This is a genomic window from Tropicimonas isoalkanivorans (assembly GCF_900112335.1).
Classification (GTDB): Bacteria; Pseudomonadota; Alphaproteobacteria; order Rhodobacterales; family Rhodobacteraceae; genus Tropicimonas; species Tropicimonas isoalkanivorans.
The window spans coordinates 140,254-158,346 of the sequence record NZ_FOLG01000005.1 but is presented as its reverse complement, the minus strand read 5'-3'; the positions used below and the strand labels follow the sequence as shown (position 1 = coordinate 158,346).

The window sequence follows — 18,093 nt, the reverse complement described above, 5'->3', positions numbered from 1 at the left end:
GTAGGGCGCAATTAGGAGGCAAATGCAACGCGGAAAGGCAGATTGACCCTGCGGGACGCTCTCCAATCAGGGTACTCATGCGCCATATGCCTCCGGAGTGGGCGGATTGGGAACGGCGAGGTATTCCTCCGGCGTTAGCGCCACGAGTCCGGCCATGCCGAGGGCGGCGCGATGCTCCGGCGCGAGGTGGGCGATTCCCTCGGCGATGGCGGCGCGCAAGGCAGGGGCCGCCTCCGGGAACGCGGTGATGAGCGCCTGTCCGGGGGAGGCGGCGCTACGGCCGACGATCTTCAAGCCGTCGGTCAGGTCGGTATGGGCCGCGAGCAGGCGCCAGCTGATCGCGTCGATCGCGGCGATGTCCACGCGGCCCTCGGCAACAGCGCGGACGCTTTCGCGGTGACTTCCGGTCTCCGGGCCAAGGCGGAACCGAACCGGGGCGAAGGCCGCCGTGGCCCAGCCGGAATGGGAGGCGGCCTCGTTAAAGGCCAGCAGGGCGCCCTCGAACTCCGCCAGCGTCCCGCGGGCGTCATTCTTCCGGGCGACGAAATGCGAGTGATAGTATCCCGGCGGCGTGTCCGGCAGGTCGTAGTCGATGGCGCCGAGCAGCGTGACCTTTTCATGCATCTCGGTCCGGAATGGCAGGCCGCAGACCTGGCCGAGCAACAGGTCCCGGCTGCGCCATTGGGCAAACAGGTCGTCGCTCCGCGTCAGGCTGTCGGGCGCGGCTATGCCGGTTGCCCTGAGGCGGTCCCGCACCTCTGCCCAGAACGCGTCCGTCGCCACCCGGACGCCCGGGTGATCGTACATCGGCAAGGCTGCGAACATGTCAGTCCTTTGATTCGACGCGCTGCCGCGCCAGCGCGCTGTCCCGATCGTTGATGCCGAGCAGGTTGGCCACGAGACGGATCAGCGCATCCTCCTCGTCGTCCCGAACGCCGTCGGCGAGAACAACGGCCCAGAGCGCCTCCACGACGGCCGTGCGGTGTTCGTAGGGAACCGCATCCTTGATCGCGCGGGTGAAGCGCACGGTGTCGGGCGCCTCAGCCTCCAGCGTCTCGGCCTCCGTACGCAGACGCGCGGCCTCGAAGGGAGACAGGCTGTAGCGGTGGGCGACGATCCGGTCGATCCGGGCCACCTCCGCCTCGGCATAGTCGCCATCGGAGCGGGCAACGCGCACCAGAAGGGCCGTCAGCGCCAGTCGGGCGTCCGGATCGGGCAGCGTCTGCGGTGTCGGGTCCGTGAGTCGGCGCAGGAGATCGGCAAACATGTCAGAGATATAGGCGCGTTCGCGGACGGCGTCCAATACGGACCACGCGGTAGCGGGTCAGGGGGCACTGTCCTCGAGCGGCTCGGCACCGGCCGCCGCCATGCGGGCGCGAACCGCCGCGTCCCCGTCCAGCCCGAGCCGCGCGGCCGCCCGCTCCAGATAGGCGAACTCGGTCTGCGTGCCGGTTCCGTCGGCAAGGGCGATGCGCCACATGGCCACCAGAACGGCTTCCCGGTGGGCACGGTCCAGCCGGTCCCGCACCGCGGTGGCAAACCGGCCGTCTTCGGGGGCCTGCGCCTCCAACTTCTCGGCCTCGGCCCGCAGGCGCGCGGCTTCTACCGGGTTCAGCCCGTAGGATGCGCCGAGGATCCGGTCGATGCGCTGAATTTCCTCCACCGCATAGAGGTTGTCGAGCTTGGCCATGCGAACGAGCATGCCCGCCATCGCGTGGCGGCCGTCGAGTTCGGGAAGCGGCGTCTCGTCGGACGCAAAGAGGCGATTCAGAAGGTCGGTGAACATCGGCCCCATATGCACAACAGCGGGGGCGCCATCAAGCCTCCACTAACCGTCGCGCTGATCGTTGTAGCCTTCGACGATCACGAGGTCGCCAGAGGCAATCGGATCGCGGATCGCCTTGGCGGCGAGGTGGTCAGGATCGTCGTAGCAGGCCAGCGCGTCGGCGAAGGTCGGAAACTCGATCACGACGGTACGGGGATGCAGCGATCCCTCGCGGACGTCGTACTGCCCGGCCCGCACGAGGAACCTTGCGCCGTAGCGGGCGAAAGGCTTCGCCGCGGCGGCCTTGTATTCCTCGAAGGCCGCCTGATCCTTCACGTCGACATGCGCGACCCAGTATCCCTTGAGCATCGTCTTCCTCCCCAACGATAAAACGCTACTCCCGAGGCGCGCCGTTGGCAAAGGCTATGGCCGCCGCCGAGATCATTCCCCGGCGGCAAGGCGAAAGGTGTTTGCTCCGATGGCGCGGTCAGACGAGGCGGCTGTTGTCCTTGGCCGCGCGGATGAAGTCGCGGAACAGGGGGTGCGGGGCGAAGGGCTTGGACTTCAACTCCGGGTGGAACTGGACGCCGATGAACCAGGGGTGGTCCGGCACCTCGACGATTTCGGGCAGGCGGCCGTCCGGCGACATGCCGGAGAATTTCAGCCCCTTCTGCTCCAGCAGGTCCTTGTAGCGGATGTCGACCTCGTAGCGGTGCCGGTGGCGCTCCTCGATATCGGTCCTGCCATATATTTCCGCGACCCGGCTGCCGGGGGTCAGCACCGCATCGTAGGAGCCAAGCCGCATCGTGCCGCCCTTGTCGTCGTCCACCTTGCGCTCCACCTTGGCGTTGCCCTGCACCCATTCCTTCAGGTGATAGACAACCGGCGTGAACCGCTTCTTGCCGGCCTCGTGGTCGAACTCCTCGGAGCCGGCGTCGGTCAGCTCGGTCAGGTGCCGCGCGGCTTCGATCACCGCCATCTGCATCCCGAGACAGATGCCCAGGTAGGGCACCTTTCGGGTCCGGGCGAATTCCGCAGCGCGGATCTTGCCCTCGGTGCCCCGCTCGCCGAAGCCGCCGGGAACGATGATCGCGTGGAAGGGCTCCAGATGCGGAACCGGGTCTTCCTTTTCGAAGATCTCGGCGTCGATCCACTCGGCCCGCACCTTCACACGGTTGGCCATGCCGCCATGGGTCAGCGCCTCGGCGATGGATTTGTAGGCGTCTTCGAGTTGCGTGTACTTGCCGACGATGGCCACACGGACCTCGCCGTCGGAGTTGTGAATGCGGTCGGAGACGTCTTCCCACCGGGCCAGGTTCGGGCGTGGCGCGGGGCTGATGTTGAACGCATCCAGCACTGCCTGGTCCAGGCCCTCGCGGTGGTAGGCAAGTGGCGCGTCGTAAATCGACTTCAGATCCTGCGCGGCGATCACTGCCTCCGGGCGAACGTTGCAGAACAGCGCCAGCTTGTCGCGCTCCTTCTGCGGAATCGGCATCTCGGAGCGGCAGACCAGCAGGTCCGGCGCCAAGCCGATGGAGCGCAGTTCCTTGACCGAGTGCTGCGTGGGCTTGGTCTTCAGCTCGCCGGACGCCTTGATGAAGGGCAGCAGGGTCAGGTGCATGAAGATGCACTGGCCGCGCGCCTTGTCCTGCGCGAACTGGCGGATCGCCTCGAAGAACGGCAGGCCCTCAATGTCGCCCACGGTGCCGCCGATCTCGCAGAGCATGAAATCGACCTCGTCCTCGCCGATGGCGATGAAGTCCTTGATCTCGTTCGTGACGTGCGGAATCACCTGGATCGTCTTGCCGAGGTAGTCGCCGCGGCGCTCTTTTTCCAACACGTTCGAATAGATGCGCCCGGAGGAGACCGAGTCGGTGCTGCGCGCCGCCACGCCGGTGAACCGCTCGTAGTGGCCGAGGTCCAGGTCGGTTTCCGCGCCATCGTCGGTGACGAAGACCTCGCCGTGTTCGAACGGGCTCATCGTGCCGGGATCGACGTTCAGGTACGGATCAAGCTTGCGCAGCCGGACGGAGAACCCGCGCGCCTGCAACAACGCACCAAGAGCGGCGGACGCCAGCCCCTTGCCCAAGGACGACACCACGCCGCCGGTGATGAAGATGAACCGTGCCATGTGCGGCCGACCCCCGTGATATTTTGCGGATTCCCGTACCGGGGGAATCGGCTGTTTCAGCAGCAGATGTGCGTTCGCGAACGCACCATCACGGGACTCAGAGTCTAAAGGATTCGCCGCGATGAAGCAACAGCACCTCTAGATGCTGTTGTCGAAACCTGTGGATATGCAAGGCCTTGTAGCTTCTCCGCCGCACCTCACTCGGCGGCCCGCGGCACGAGCGGGGCGTCTCCCTCCGGTGCGGGGGGCAGCAGGTTGTCGTCGGACGCGGGCGCCGGTTCAGACGTTTCCGCAGGCGCCGGTTGCGAGGTAAGCCTGTCGACGACCGAGGTATTCTCGGAATTCGCCGCGGCGAGGATTGTCAGCGTCATGGACGTGACGATGAAGCCGATGGCCAGCAACCAGGTGATCTTGCCCAGGGCGGTCGCTGCCGCGCGGCCGGTCATGACCCCGCCGCCGCCCATTCCGAGCCCACCCCCTTCGGAGCGCTGCAGCAACACGATGCCGATCAGGCTCAGGGCCAGGATCAGGTGGACGATCAGGATGACGTTTTGCATGCGCGGAGCCTCGACTTCGGATGCGCGGTATCTAAAGGGTAGCCCTTCGGCCCGCAACCCCCCGGGACAGGCAGATGCCGCCGCCGACCCATGCGTCAGAATAGTGGTTTGCGCCCCGGACGCGGACCGCTATACCGGCGCGGGTTTTTCAGCCAGCCGAGGAGAGCGAAATGGCCAATGTCGTCGTGGTCGGCGCCCAGTGGGGCGACGAAGGGAAGGGCAAGATCGTCGATTGGCTCTCGGAGCGCGCCGACGTCATCGCGCGCTTCCAGGGCGGGCACAACGCGGGCCATACGCTGGTGATCGAGGGCAAGGTGTTCAAGCTGTCGCTGCTGCCCTCCGGTATCGTTCGCGGCGGCAAGATCAGCGTGATCGGCAACGGCGTGGTGCTCGACCCCTGGGCGCTGGTCGAGGAGATCGAGAAGCTGCGCGGGCAGGGCGTGGAAATCTCGCCCGACAACCTGATGATCGCCGAGAACACGCCGCTCATCCTGCCGCTGCATGGCGAACTGGATCGCGGGCGCGAGGCGCAGAATTCGGTGGCCAAGATCGGCACAACGGGGCGCGGGATCGGCCCGGCCTACGAGGACAAGGTGGGACGGCGGGTTATCCGGGTGGCCGACCTGGCCGACGAGGCGACGCTGCAGACCCGCATCGGCCGGCTGCTCGTCCACCACGACGCCTTGCGCAAGGGGCTGGGCCTGCCGCCGGTGGACGCCGACGCGCTGCTCGCCGGTCTGCGGGAGGTGGCGCCGAAGGTGCTGCCCTATGCCAAACCCGTCTGGCGAGAGATGAACATCGCCCGCAGGGCGGGCAAGCGCATCCTGTTCGAGGGCGCGCAGGGCAGCCTGCTGGACGTGGATTTCGGCACATATCCGTTCGTGACCTCCTCCACCACCATCTCCGGGTCCGCCGCCGCGGGCACCGGCATGGGGCCGGGCTCCATCGATTTCGTTCTGGGGATCGTGAAGGCCTACACCACCCGTGTCGGCGAGGGGCCGTTCCCCTGCGAGTTGTTCGACGAGGTGGGCGAACATCTTGCACGGGTGGGTCACGAGAAGGGGACGGTCACCGGCCGCTCCCGCCGCTGCGGTTGGTTCGACGCGGTGCTGGTGCGGCAGACCTGCGCGCTCTCGGGCGTGAACGGCATCGCGCTGACCAAGATGGACGTGCTGGACGGACTGGAGGAGCTGAAGATCTGCACCGGCTACGAGCTCGACGGTGAAAAGCTGGACTACCTTCCGACCGCAGCGGACCAACAGGCCCGCGTGACCCCGGTCTACGAGACCATGGAGGGGTGGAGCGAGAGCACGGCGGGCGCGCGCAGCTGGGCGGACCTTCCCGGAGCGGCGGTCAAGTACGTCCGCCGGATCGAGGAGCTGATCGAATGCCCGGTGGCGCTGCTGTCGACGTCGCCCGAGCGGGATGACACGATTCTCGTCACCGACCCCTTCGCGGACTGAGGGCGCGGCGATGGCGCTCAGCTACAAGGCCCGCCGGCGCTGGTCGCTCGTCATCCTGTTGGTGGGCCTGCCTGCCTATATCGTGGTGGCCTGGGTGGTGCTGAGCTGGCTCGACCGGCCATCGGTCCTGGTGGAACTGCTGGTTTACATCATTCTCGGGATTGCCTGGGCCCTGCCGTTCCGCTTCGTCTTCCGCGGCGTGGGCAAGGCGGCCCCAACGGAGGACGCCGCGTTAACCACGCCCGAGGATCGGCGGGGTGCTCCCTCCGATCGCAGCGAAGGCTGAGCGCGCGGGCGACAGGTTGACCTACGGGGCGGAGCATTTATCGCGATAGGTTCGACAGGCTCGCCTTGGTCGTTTCGGGGTGTCGGGTGCACGGATTCTGATCGGAGTCTGACTGCGTGCACGACGGGCCGGAATCTCCCCAAGTAAAACGGCCGTCCGCAATCTGGTAATGCGCCCAATGCAATGACCCCAGTCACGAATTGGCGCGGACGCAGTTCTGCGTGCGCTCGCCGGAAAACGCTTGGATCTTCACCAGACGCGAGCCCGAAAAGGGTGCGGGCAGCTCCTGGGAGCTGCCCGCGTTCTTGAGCGAAATTTGGTCCACTGGAGCGGTACGGTCACGGCGAACTGCCGGCCGTTCCGGCTTTGAGAACAGGGGCAGGAGCCTGCCGGTATTAGAAGACCCGCCCCGAACTCATTACGACCGATTGCGCGGGACCGGTCAGAGAACTGCCCTGCGCTCGTCCGGTTTATATCGAGAGCTTTGAGAAAGAGTGAACTGGCCACGGTCGAGTTTCTGAATCTTGCCCTGGCGCAGCAGTTGACCAAAGGTCCGCAGGCTGTCCTCGCGGCGGAGTTCTTCCTGCCCGTCCAACTGGCGCACAACGTTCATGATCTGCGGATGCGAGAAATGCGGGCGTCCCTCGACGTACGAGGTGTAGGCGGCGGCGCATTCCAGAAGCTCCTCCAGACCGGCCGCGCCCATGCGCTCGGCAAATTCGTCAAAGGTCGTGCTTTCGGCCAGATGGTCCTCGGCCTCCTTGCTGCGCGCCGAAAGAGGCCGTTCGCCCGACAGTGTGGCAGGCTCCTGAGCGGGGGTCTCGTCCTCCCGGTTGGCGCTCACGCGGCGCGGGCGAACCGGCGTCGTTGGGCGGCTCTCGGACGGCTTTGCCGCTTCCGGGGTGTCGACCCGCTGTTCGGACACCAGCATCAGCGGCGCCAGCCGCCGCCGTTCGCGGATCTCGGCAGAGGCCGCGGCCGGCCGGTCGCTGACCGGACGGCGCGGACGCACCGGGCCGGTGCGCTCGGCAGGCTCGACCGGGCGCTGAGGCGTAGCCTCGGCTTCGGGCACCTCCGCGCGGTCCGTGGTCACTTCGACCGGACGAGTCCGCGGGCGTGTCAGCGGCCGCGTGAACGGACGTGTCTTCGGGCGCGTTGACGGGCGGGTCGAGGGACGCAGCTCGGAGTCCTCACCGTCCTCCGACTTGTGCGGACGAACCACTTCGGCAAGGTCCTTGCGATAGGGTTCCGCCTCTTCTGCTTCGGAATTCCGGCTCGCCGGGCCCTCTGCCTTGGTGGCGGCCACCGCGGCCTTGAGGTGTTCGATCGCGGACCGGCGACGGCGCAGTTCCGCGCCCTCCAGCTTGGAGTTCGCCTCGTCCATGAGCCGCTCGATCTTGCTGCTCTCCTCGCCGTTCTGATCGAGAGCCTTGGCGCGGCGCTCCGCTGCCGCTTCCGCACGGGAGCTTTGCTGGCTCTGCCGCGCAAGTTCCGCAACCGCGACCGCAAGGTGGTCCACCTCTTCGACCTGGACCGGTTGCTCGGCCGTCTCGTCCACCGAGGCCGGCTCCGATTCCGCGACCCGATCGGAGTCGCTGAGCATCAGGGCGACCGTTTCCTCGGTTTCGACGGTGGCTTCAGTGACGAGTTCTTCGGTCTCGTCCTCGCCGTGGACCTCCACGGTGGTGACTTCCACGACCTCCGATACCTCGACGAATTCCACGCTTATGTTTCGTGCGCCCTCATCGAAATCCTCGTCGTCGTCGGGATGCGCGTGCAACAGGTGCGGGCCGTCGTCGCCGTCCTGCGCGGTCAAGCGGTCATCCGTCTCGTCGGCGACCAGGCTCGTCGCAGCCGCCACGTTGTCGGAGGGCTCCTCGATGGCATCGGTGGCCGCCTCATCCGACGTGGCGGGGGCGGGGCCGTGCTCGTCGTCCGCCTCGGTGCGATGCCCGCCCAACAGCGCCGCCCTGAGGGAGGCGATCAACGAATGACGGCGGCGTACCACCGGCTCTTCGGCTGGCGCGACGGTGGCATCCTCGGCAACAGGCGCCTCGGCCTCCGCCTCCGCCGAGGCAGGCTCGGACTCTTCGCTCAGCACTTCCGTTTCGACGGTCGCGATTTCCGGCGTTTCGACGACGGTCTCGGCAGTGGCAATTTCGCTGTCGGAGGCCGAAACGTCCGCCTCCTGCTCCGCGAAGGTGTCTTCGCTGGACAGGAACTCGGCCTCGACCGTGGCTTCTTCCTCTTCGCTGGCCATCTCTTCAGCCAGCAGCCGAGCCTCAGCGGCATCCTGCCCGGCGCTGATTCCTGCAAAGACTTCCGCCCAGTCAATGCCTTGGGGTTCCTCAAGCGACTCGGCCGCCTCCGGCTGGTCGCTCTCGCCCGCCTCCTCGTCCGTATCGGAGATGAGGGATTCGGGCTCCGAAACGAACTCCGCCGCCTCGGCCGTTTCCGGCTCCGCCTCAGCGAAAGCCGCTTCCTCCTCGACCTCGTCGACAGCCTCGGTCCACACGTGGGCCGCCTCGGGCTCGGCTTCGCCAAGCGCAGCTTCCGCTTCGACGTCGTCCCCAGTCTCGGTCCAGACCTCGGCAACTTCCGGCTCGGATTCCGGCTCCGCGTCGGCCTCCGCCACATCCTCGAACAGGGCGTCGGTTACCTCAGGTTCGGCCTCCGGCTCGACTTCGACCGAAGGCGCTTCCGCTTCGATTTCCTGCACGGCCTGCGCGGCTTCGTGCTCCGGCTCCATTTCGGCCAGCGGGGCAACACCTTCGTCTTCTGCCGCCTCCTCGACGTGCGCTTCCAAAACCTCAGGCTCTGCCTCTGGCTCGGATGTGGCCAATAGCGCTTCTGCGTCGGTGTCTTCTTCGGTCTCGAACCCGGCCTGCACCGCCTCGGGCTCGGCTTCCGGCTCAACGTCAGCCGCGGGCGCTTCTTCCATCTCCGCCAGGTCTTCGGGCAGGGCTGCGGCAAGCTCGGGCTCGACGTCAGCCAAGGGCGCTTCCGCCTCGACCTCTGTCACCTCAACCGCTGCCACGTCCTCGGGATGATCCTCCGAAACCTCAGGCTCCGCTTCCGGCTCCACGTCGGCCACGGGCGCTTGCGCTTCGGCCTCTTCTACGACTTCAGGCAAAGCGTCCGTAACGTCGGGCTCCGCCTGCAATTCTGCGTCGACCAAAGGCGCTTCGGCCTCCGCCACTTCCATGCGCTCGGGCAACTCAGGGGCGGAGTCGAACGCGGCCTCAGGTTCCGCGTCGGCAAATGGCGTCTTGACCTCGGTTTTTTCGGAAGCTTCGGCCCAAGCCTGTGCGACTTGCCGCCCGGCTTCAGGCTCGAGGTCGGCCAAGGCCGCTTCCGCTTCGACCTCTTGCGGACCCTCGGTCCAGCCCTGCTCGGCCTCCGCCGCGACTTCGGCTTGGGGCGCGACTGCCGCGGCCTCTTCCGTAGCCTCAGGCATCGCCTCCGCCACATCGGCTTCCGGCTCCACCTCGGCTGTGGGTGCTTGTTCCTCGGCCTCTTCCATGACCTCAGCGATGGCTTCGGCGGCCTCGGGCTCAACTTCCGGCTCGACTTCGGTCGTGGGCGCTTCCGCTTCGACTTCTTCTACAAGTTGTTTGGCTTCGAACTCGCCCTCGGGTTCCAAGTCGGCAGATGGGGTCTCCACCTCGGTTTCATCCGAAGTTTCAGTCCAGATCTGCGCAGCCTCGGGTTCGACGTCCGGCTCTACATCGGCAATGGGTGCTTCCGCCTCAGCCTCTTGCGCAACCTCGGGTTCCGCTTCCGGCTGCCAATCCATCGGGCCCTGCTCTTCGTCGAGGATCGCGAGCGCCGCATCTGCAGGGGTGCTTTCCCTGGGCGCAGAAGGAATCTCGGGCGCTTCCTCCGGGTAGGAGAGCGCAACGGCGGCGCGGATGCGCGCCAACTTCGCGGCAATGCTCTCCGCCGGCGCTTCGGCCTCGCCTGGCTGGACGGCATCGGCCTGCGGCTCCGGGGCTTCGGCAACGGCCTCGGGTTCGTCCATGGATTCTGGCGCAGGCGTCGCGACAGGCTGTTCGGCGGCTGGCGGTTCGTACGATGTGGCTTGCGGCTCCTGCGGCGCAGGTGAGACGGGCTCCGCGGCAGGTTCTTCCATTGCGTGCAGTCGCACGCCGTTCGCGCCAACCCGCGCCTCGACCCGGCGCTGGATCTCCTTTTCCACGATGCGTTGCAGCATCTCGGCATCCGGCGTCGGCGGTTCCGCGCCGAAGTAGCGATCTTCTGCTGCGAGGTCCCGGAAATACTCCGCGACGGCCTTCATCGTGCCGAAAGAATCTTCGAACCCTTCCAGCGTGCACGAGAAGGTCCCGTAGGACACCGTCAGAATCTTGTTGGAACCTAACATCGTCGTCTCGCTTCTCTTACTTATCCTGCCTTCGCGGGGCCTTGCGTCTTGGGCGCACTGGTTCCCTCACGGGAACGACAATTAAAAATTTTAGGTATCATTTCCGGGCGGAATTGTGGTCTTCCTGTGAAAAAGGGAACAGTGGCGTGAATGAGCCTATCATTGTCCGCGCGGTGGACGCCATAACGCTCGTGGGTGGCGGCGATGTCGGGGCGGACGATCTGGAGGTTGCGCTGCGCCATGCGCCCGTTCTTGTCGCCGCCGACGGCGGGGCCGCGCCCGTGGTGCGGGCGGGCCTTAGTCCACAGGCCGTTCTGGGCGATATGGACTCGCTGGAGGCGGAGATCCGGGATCACATTCCCGCTGACCGTTTCCACCCCATCGCCGACCAGCACTCCACCGATTTCGACAAGGCCCTGCGCTCGGTGGCGGCGCCCTTCGTCCTGGGGGTGGGCTTTATGGGGCGCCGCGTCGACCACCAGCTTGCGAATTTCAACGTGCTGGTCCGGCGGGCGGAGCGGCGTTGTGTGCTGATTGGTGCCCACGATGTCGTTCTGGCTGCCCCGCCTGAGATCGCGCTGGAGCTTGCTCCAGGGTCCCGTGTGTCGCTCTTTCCGCTCGCTCCCGTTGAGGGCACGTCGCGGGGTCTGCATTGGCCCATCGATGGGTTGAAGATGGCGCCGGGGGGTGTCATCGGAACATCGAACCGCGTGGCGGAGAGCCATTCGGGTAGGGTCGAGCTAACATTCTTTGCGCCCGGAATGCTGATCATCCTTCCAAGAGCCGCGCTGGGAGCTGTCCTGGCCGCCCTGAAGCCCGACGCCTGAATCCTGGCGCGCCGGCGCAGTGTCTGACCGGTTTTGCACTCATTTTGAAGGCTCCGTTTGGGCGCAACCGCCGCGCGCGGAGCGCGCGGCGTGGCCCAACTGGGCATGGCCCATCTTCGATGGGTCAGGGCCGGGCGGGAGGGCACCCGCTTCGGACGGCGTCCGGCCTCAGCAGTTCGGAACGTTGACCGCGAGACCGCCCAGCGATGTCTCCTTGTACTTCTCCGACATGTCATGCCCGGTCTGGCGGAGCGTTTCGATGCAGGCGTCGAGCGGCACCAGGTGGTGGCCGTCACCGCGCAGGGAGAGGGAGGCCGCGCTGATCGCCTTGATGGCCCCGAGACCGTTGCGTTCGATGCAGGGCACCTGCACGAGCCCCTTGACCGGGTCGCAGGTCATGCCCAGGTGGTGCTCCAGCGCGATCTCGGCGGCGTTCTCCACCTGCGCGGGCGTGCCGCCCATCACCGATGCCAGTCCCGCCGCCGCCATGGCAGACGCGCTGCCGACCTCCGCCTGGCAGCCAGCCTCGGCCCCGGAGATCGAGGCGTTGGTCTTGATCAGTCCGCCAATGGCAGCGGCGGTCAGGAACAGATCGGGTAGGCGGGCACGGGTGGCGCTGGGAACCTGGTCCAGCCAGTACCGGATTACCGCGGGAACGACCCCAGACGCGCCGTTGGTGGGAGCGGTCACCACTTGCCCGCCGGCGGCGTTCTCCTCGTTGACGGCCATTGCATAGGCGCTGATCCAGTCGTTCACGGTATGCGGCGGGCCGAGGTTCAGTCCGCGCTCGTTCTGCAGCGCCGCGTAGAGCCCCGGCGCCCGTCGCCGCACATTGAGGCCGCCGGGCAGGGTGCCGGTCGTTTCCAGCCCGCGATCAATGCACTCGGCCATGACATGCCACAGGCGGTCGATCCCACGGTCGATCTCCGCGGCGGAGCGGTGGACCAACTCGTTCGCCCGCTGGATCTCGGCAATGGTCTTTCCGGTCGCGCGGGTCGTTTCGAGCAGCGCAGCCGCGCTGTTGAAGGGGTACGGCAGGGGGTGCTGCGGGGCCGAAGGGGCGTCGTCGCTCAACTCCGCTTCCGTCGCCACGAAGCCGCCGCCGACGGAATAATACGTCTCCTGCAGGATCACGTCCCCTTGCGCGTCCGTGGCCATCAGGACAAGGCCGTTGCTGTGGCCGGGCAACGGCGCACCATAGTCGAAGACCAGATCCTGCTCCGGGTCGAAGGCGAGCGTGCCGAGGCCGTCCGGCGTCACCTTATGCTCCGCGCGGATCCGTTCCAGCGCCGCCTCCGCCGCGTCCGCCTCGTAGCTTTCCGGCTCGAACCCGTCGAAGCCGAGGATCACCGCTCGGTCCGTCGCGTGGCCGACGCCGGTGAAGGCGAGTGATCCATGCAGCCGGGCGCGCAGCCCGTGGGCATGAAAGCGGGAGCCACGCAACAGGTCCAGGAACCGTGCCGCCGCCACCATCGGTCCCATCGTATGGGAGGACGACGGGCCGATGCCGATCTTGAAGATGTCGAAGACGCTCAGAAACATCGAACCTCCGGTCTGTATACTCGGACTACCGGCCGAGAGGGCGGGCGGATCGCTCGTTCGCGACAGATCCGGTCAGAAACCCGCGCTTTCCGGTGCCGGAGGTGCGGCGCCAGCTTCCGCGCCGCCGTTCCACTCTGCAGCGGGTCGCCGAGGTATTCCAGCGCCCCTTTCGGGCTGGTGAGAAAGCCCTCGCAGCCGGAAAGTCCTTGAACTATAACCGCCCCCGAACCGTGGAGTATGCCGTATGTCACCAGAACTTTCGCCCATCGACCGTGCAAAGTACATCGCCGCCCGCCGCTCGTGCGACTTCGTCGAGAGCGGAATGCGGGTCGGGTTGGGAACGGGCTCCACCGCCGCGTGGATGGTGCGGCGCCTGGGCGAGCGGATCCGCGACGAGGGTCTGGAGATCGTCGGTGTGCCGACCTCGACCCGCACGGCGGATCTCGCCCGCCAGCTCGGGATTCCGGTCTCCACCCTCGACGAGGTGAAGTGGCTCGACATCACCATCGACGGGGCCGATGAGTTCGACGAAACGCTCAACCTCATCAAGGGCGGTGGCGGAGCTCTGCTGCAGGAAAAGATCGTGGCAACCGCCTCCGACCGCATGGTCGTGATCGCCGATGTGGAGAAGGAAGTGCGGACGCTCGGCGCCTTCCCGCTGCCGGTCGAGACGATCCCCTTCGGCTGGCAGACCACCAAGGCGCTGATCGAGGAGACGCTCGTCAACATGGACGTGCTGAACCGCGAGACCACGCTGCGGATGAACGACGACGTGCCTTACGTGACGGACGAAGGTAATTACATCATCGACCTGCACCTGAAACGGATCGGGAATGCCCGGCAAGTGGCCCTGGTGCTGAACCAGATCCCCGGCGTGGTGGAGAACGGCCTCTTCATCGACATCTGCGACGCGGTCGTGATCGGTCGCTCCGACGGGTCGGTCGAAGTGCGGGATCTGACGGCCGGTACGGTGGCGCGGGAACATCTCGATGTGCTCGACAGCGACAACATCTTCGCTGAAAAAACGGACTGATCGTTGGCCGTGCAAACGAAGGGCAGCTGATGGATTTCGATTTCGATCTCTTCGTTATCGGTGGCGGGTCCGGCGGCGTGCGCGCCGCGCGTGTGGCGGCCGGGGAGGCGGGGGCTCGCGTGGGGCTGGCTGAAGAGAGCCGGATGGGCGGCACCTGCGTAATCCGCGGCTGCGTGCCCAAGAAGTTGATGGTCTTTGCATCCGAGTATGCCGAAGGGATGCACGAGGCGGCTGATTACGGCTGGGACGTGCGCATCGGCGGGTTCGACTGGCCAAAGTTTCGGACCCGGCTGGAGACGGAACTGGACCGGCTGGAGGGAGTCTACAACAGCCTGTTGGAAGGGTCCGGCGTCACGATCTTTGCACAGCGGGCGACGGTTGCCGACGCCCATACCGTGCGGCTGGCGGACGGCTCCACCAAGACGGCCAAGCACATCCTCATTGCCGCCGGCGGGCGGCCGTCGATGCCGGAGTTCGAGAATATCGAGCTGGCGATCAGTTCCAACGACGTCTTTCACCTGGACGAGCTGCCACGGCGGCTGCTCGTTGTCGGCGGCGGCTACATCGCGTGCGAGATGGCCTGCATCTTCAATGGGCTGGGAACGGACGTGACCCAGTTCTACCGCGGCGCGCAGATTCTGCGCGGCTTCGATGGCGAGGCGCGCGGGCACATCGCGGAGCACATGCAGCGCCACGGCATCGGAATCCATTGCGGCACCAATATCCTCTCCCTCGAAAAGACGGACGACGGGATCGAAGTGCGCTCCACGACGGGCGATACTTTCACCTTCGACCAGGTCCTGTTCGCCACCGGGCGCACCCCCAATACGGCGGGTCTCGGGCTGGAGGACGTCGGAGTGGAGCTCGGACGGCGGGGCGAGGTCGTCGTGGACGACTACAGCCAGACGGCGGTCCCCTCCATCTACGCCATTGGCGACGTGACCAATCGGGTGCAGCTCACGCCGGTCGCCATTCGGGAGGGCATGGCCTTCGTGGAGACGGTCTTCAAGGGCAACCCGACTCCGGTGGATCACGCGCTGATCCCGTCGGCCGTGTTCACGCAGCCGGAATACGGCAGCGTCGGGCTGAGCGAGGAGGATGCCCGGGAGCAGGAGCCGATCGACGTCTATGCCACCAGCTTCCGGCCGATGCACAAGGCCTTCATCGGGCGGGACGACCGGGTGCTGATGAAGCTGATCGTCAGCCAGGAGACGCGCAAGGTGCTTGGCGTGCATATAGTTTCCGACAAGGCCGGCGAGATGATCCAGCTTGCCGGGGTGGCCGTAAAAATGGGTGCCACCAAAGAGGATTTCGACAGAACCGTTGCCGTTCATCCGACGATGTCGGAGGAACTGGTGACCCTGAAAACACCGGTCCGCACGGCCTGAGCTGGCCGCCGGCTCGCTTGAATTGCGCGGCGGCGTAACCATGTGGCAGAGGGACCGACCGACGAGACGCGATAGGGAAGGGAACTAGATGGCAGGAAACAGCGGCGGACCCTGGGGCGGTGGCTCCGGAGGCGGCGGCCAGCAGGGCGGCGGCAATCGCGGCGGGGGCGGGAGACGCCCGGGCGAGGGCGGCGGCCAGATTCCCGAAATCGACGAAATCGTAAAGAAGGGTCAGGAGCAGCTCCGGGTGCTCATGGGCGGGCGCGGCGGCCCAAAGGAACCCGGCCGGCCGGGGGGCGGAGGCTTCCAGTTTAACCGCAGCACGTTTCTGATCGGCGGCGGGGTTCTGATCCTTCTGTGGCTCTGGGTGTCGTTCTACACCGTCAAGCCGGAAGAGCAGGGCGTGGAGCTGTTTCTTGGCAGCTACTACCGGACCACCGACGACGGACCGCATTTCGCCTGGTGGCCGCTGGTAAGCAAGGAGGTCATCGCGACCACCACCGAACGCACCGAAGACATCGGCGAGGCCTTCTCTTCCCGCGACGGCGATGCCGGGCTGATGCTGACGACCGATGCGAACATCGTGGATATCGACTTCCAGGTGGTGTGGAATATCTCCGATCCGGCCAAGTTTCTGTTCAACCTGCGCGATGGGCGCGACACCGTTCGCGCTGTGTCTGAATCCGCCATGCGCGAGATTATCGCGGCCTCCGACCTGGCGCCGATCCTGAACCGTGACCGGGGGGTCATTGCCGAGGGGGTGAAGGCATCCATCCAGGGCACGCTGGACACCTACAACAGCGGCATCAACATCGTTCGCGTCAACTTGGACAAGGCCGACCCGCCGCGCGAGGTGATCGACGCCTTCCGCGAAGTGCAGGCCGCCGAACAGGAACGCGACCGGCTGGAACGGCAGGCTGACGCCTATGCCAACCGGGTTCTCGCCGGTGCGCGCGGTGAGGCTGCGCAGGTGCTGGAAGAAGCCGAGGGGTATCGCGCCCGCGTCGTGAACGAGGCCGAGGGTTCCGCCAGTCGATTCAGCGCGGTTCTGGAAGAATACCGCAAAGCGCCGGAAGTCACGCGCAAGCGGCTCTACCTCGAAACGATGGAAAAGGTGCTGGGCGATGTTGACAAGGTCATCATCGAGGACACCGGGGGCGGGCAGGGCGTTGTTCCCTATCTGCCCCTGAACGAACTGCGCCGCTCCGGCGACACGCAGCAGGAGGCGAACTGAGATGAACAGGCCATCCTACGTTGTGCCGCTGATCGCGGCCGTCATCGCTCTGGTCCTTCTGATGAGTTCGATCTTCATCGTCGACGAACGCGAGAAGGCGCTTGTCCTACAGTTCGGTCAGATCAAGCGGGTCAAGGAAGAGCCGGGGCTCGCCTTTAAAGTGCCGCTGATTCAGGAAGTGGTGCGGTATGACGACCGGATCCTGGCGCTCGATACGGACACGATCGAGGTAACGCCGTCGGATGACCGCCGACTCGTGGTCGACGCCTTCGCCCGGTACCGGATCGCTGACGTGGTTCGGTTCCGTCAGGCCGTCGGAGGCGGCGGGCTGCCGCAAGCCGAAAGCCGGTTGTCGGGCATCCTGAATGCGCAGATCCGTGAAGTTCTGGGTGCCGATCAGGTGACATCCGACACGATCCTCTCCGAAGATCGTCGCATCTTGATGAACCGCATCCGTGACCAGAGCCGCGCTGAGGCGCTGTCGCTGGGGCTTGATGTGGTGGACGTGCGGCTCAAGCAGACCAACCTGCCGGAGCAGAACCTGAACGCCACCTTCGAGCGGATGCGCGCGGAGCGGGAGCGGGAAGCGGCGGACGAGATCGCCCGCGGTAACGAGGCCGCGCAGCGGGTTCGCGCCCAGGCCGACCGGACGGTTGTGGAGCTTGTTTCCGACGCCCGCAAGGAAGCCGAGATCGTCCGTGGTGAGGCTGACGCCACACGTACCACGATCTACGCAGACGCCTTCGGGGCGGACCCCAACTTCTTCGCCTTCTTCCGGTCGCTTTCGGCCTACGAAGCTGCGCTGAAGGGGGAAAACTCTTCGCTCGTCATCGCGCCGGATAGCGAGTTCTTCGAGTACTTCGGCGGAGCGCTCGGGTCCGGGACGGCGCTGGTGCCGAGTGCCGCCGGCGTGCCGGACACCCAGAGCAGCCCCGAGTCCACCGAGGGTTCCGCGTCGAATGAAGACATGGGAGCTTCGGACATGGCTGATCCGTCCGAACCGGCAGACCCTGCATCGGCGGACGTGTCTTCTGAGTCGACTGGTGCGGCGACCGCCGATGAGCCGGCAAGCGCCGCGCCGTCCGATCCAGCGGAGGCTGCGGCACCCGCTGAGACGACGGACGCAACGGACGCCAGGTCCGGCACAGATGCGTCGGGCGAAACGGGTGCACAGGCGGCGTCGCAGCCGCCGGCCACCAGCGACCAGACTGCGCCCGTGACCGAGTGATGGCGATGCTTATCCTGGCGCTCGGGCTGGTATGCATTCTGGAGGGGCTGGTACTTGTGCTGGCCCCTTCGCGGCTCGAGGACATCCTGAGGCTGCTTGAGGAATTTCCGGTGGAAACACGGCGACTTCTGGGGGGGCTGGCGGTCACCACGGGCGCCATACTCCTTTGGCTTGCCGCGATGCTGGGCGCCTGACCGGCCACCGACCCCGCGACATGCCTGCTTCCGTTGCGGAGCCCGCACGGGACCGGTATCCATT

16 protein-coding genes are annotated in these 18,093 nt (G+C 66.3%); 8 read left to right on the top strand and 8 right to left on the bottom strand.

The features are described 5' to 3' along the window. Window positions 1–75: 75 nt before the first annotated feature. From BM075_RS10975 to secG, 6 genes are all read right to left on the bottom strand, one after another. The gene (locus tag BM075_RS10975; RefSeq protein WP_093360723.1) at window positions 76–825 is read right to left on the bottom strand and encodes a phosphate/phosphite/phosphonate ABC transporter substrate-binding protein; all 750 of its coding nucleotides are present in this window, start codon (window positions 823–825) and stop codon (window positions 76–78) included. A gap of 1 nt (window position 826) precedes the next feature. Further along, a complete protein-coding gene (locus tag BM075_RS10970) occupies window positions 827–1,267 on the bottom strand; it encodes a tellurite resistance TerB family protein (RefSeq protein WP_093360815.1) in 441 nt (146 codons plus the stop codon). A 57-nt stretch (window positions 1,268–1,324) separates the two neighbouring features. Next, on the bottom strand, window positions 1,325–1,786 hold the full coding sequence (locus BM075_RS10965) for a tellurite resistance TerB family protein (protein ID WP_177208314.1): 462 nt from the start codon (window positions 1,784–1,786) through the stop codon (window positions 1,325–1,327). Between the two features lie 42 nt (window positions 1,787–1,828). Continuing rightward, complete coding sequence (locus BM075_RS10960) at window positions 1,829–2,134, bottom strand: DUF1330 domain-containing protein (RefSeq protein ID WP_093360721.1); 306 nt, start codon at window positions 2,132–2,134, stop codon at window positions 1,829–1,831. Between the two features lie 118 nt (window positions 2,135–2,252). After that, a complete protein-coding gene (locus BM075_RS10955; RefSeq protein WP_093360720.1) occupies window positions 2,253–3,896 on the bottom strand; it encodes a CTP synthase in 1,644 nt (547 codons plus the stop codon). 197 nt (window positions 3,897–4,093) lie between these two features. Beyond that, a complete protein-coding gene (secG, locus tag BM075_RS10950; protein WP_093360719.1) occupies window positions 4,094–4,453 on the bottom strand; it encodes a preprotein translocase subunit SecG in 360 nt (119 codons plus the stop codon). Window positions 4,454–4,623: 170 nt separating this feature from the next. Between secG and BM075_RS10945 the strand changes: the two genes are divergently transcribed. Both BM075_RS10945 and BM075_RS10940 read left to right on the top strand, forming a co-directional pair. Then, window positions 4,624–5,916 carry an adenylosuccinate synthase gene (locus tag BM075_RS10945; RefSeq protein ID WP_093360718.1) on the top strand — a complete coding sequence of 431 codons (1,293 nt, stop codon included), beginning with the start codon at window positions 4,624–4,626 and terminating at the stop codon, window positions 5,914–5,916. 10 nt (window positions 5,917–5,926) lie between these two features. After that, a complete protein-coding gene (locus tag BM075_RS10940) occupies window positions 5,927–6,202 on the top strand; it encodes a DUF2842 domain-containing protein (protein ID WP_093360717.1) in 276 nt (91 codons plus the stop codon). A 442-nt stretch (window positions 6,203–6,644) separates the two neighbouring features. Here BM075_RS10940 and BM075_RS10935 read toward each other — a convergent pair whose 3' ends face one another. Beyond that, the gene (locus BM075_RS10935; RefSeq protein WP_143089860.1) at window positions 6,645–10,583 is read right to left on the bottom strand and encodes a hypothetical protein; all 3,939 of its coding nucleotides are present in this window, start codon (window positions 10,581–10,583) and stop codon (window positions 6,645–6,647) included. Window positions 10,584–10,729: 146 nt separating this feature from the next. On the opposite strand from BM075_RS10935, the gene BM075_RS10915 reads away from it, so the two are divergent. Then, window positions 10,730–11,410 carry a thiamine diphosphokinase gene (locus BM075_RS10915; protein WP_093360712.1) on the top strand — a complete coding sequence of 227 codons (681 nt, stop codon included), beginning with the start codon at window positions 10,730–10,732 and terminating at the stop codon, window positions 11,408–11,410. Window positions 11,411–11,578: 168 nt separating this feature from the next. Here the strand turns inward: BM075_RS10915 and BM075_RS10910 are convergent, their stop codons facing one another. Continuing rightward, the gene (locus tag BM075_RS10910; protein ID WP_093360711.1) at window positions 11,579–12,952 is read right to left on the bottom strand and encodes an L-serine ammonia-lyase; all 1,374 of its coding nucleotides are present in this window, start codon (window positions 12,950–12,952) and stop codon (window positions 11,579–11,581) included. Between the two features lie 244 nt (window positions 12,953–13,196). On the opposite strand from BM075_RS10910, the gene rpiA reads away from it, so the two are divergent. From rpiA to BM075_RS10885, 5 genes are all read left to right on the top strand, one after another. Then, the gene (gene rpiA / locus BM075_RS10905; protein ID WP_093360710.1) at window positions 13,197–13,985 is read left to right on the top strand and encodes a ribose-5-phosphate isomerase RpiA; all 789 of its coding nucleotides are present in this window, start codon (window positions 13,197–13,199) and stop codon (window positions 13,983–13,985) included. 29 nt (window positions 13,986–14,014) lie between these two features. Then, a complete protein-coding gene (gene gor / locus BM075_RS10900) occupies window positions 14,015–15,373 on the top strand; it encodes a glutathione-disulfide reductase (RefSeq protein ID WP_093360709.1) in 1,359 nt (452 codons plus the stop codon). 88 nt (window positions 15,374–15,461) lie between these two features. Beyond that, window positions 15,462–16,607 carry an FtsH protease activity modulator HflK gene (gene hflK, locus BM075_RS10895; RefSeq protein ID WP_093360708.1) on the top strand — a complete coding sequence of 382 codons (1,146 nt, stop codon included), beginning with the start codon at window positions 15,462–15,464 and terminating at the stop codon, window positions 16,605–16,607. A gap of 1 nt (window position 16,608) precedes the next feature. Beyond that, window positions 16,609–17,835, top strand: coding sequence for a protease modulator HflC (gene hflC, locus BM075_RS10890; RefSeq protein WP_093360707.1), 1,227 nt, complete (start codon window positions 16,609–16,611; stop codon window positions 17,833–17,835). Beyond that, window positions 17,835–18,029 (top strand): DUF2065 family protein, encoded by a 195-nt coding sequence (locus BM075_RS10885; RefSeq protein WP_093360706.1) that lies wholly within the window; start codon window positions 17,835–17,837, stop codon window positions 18,027–18,029. Before hflC ends, BM075_RS10885 begins: the two co-directional genes overlap by 1 nt. Window positions 18,030–18,093: the final 64 nt, after the last annotated feature.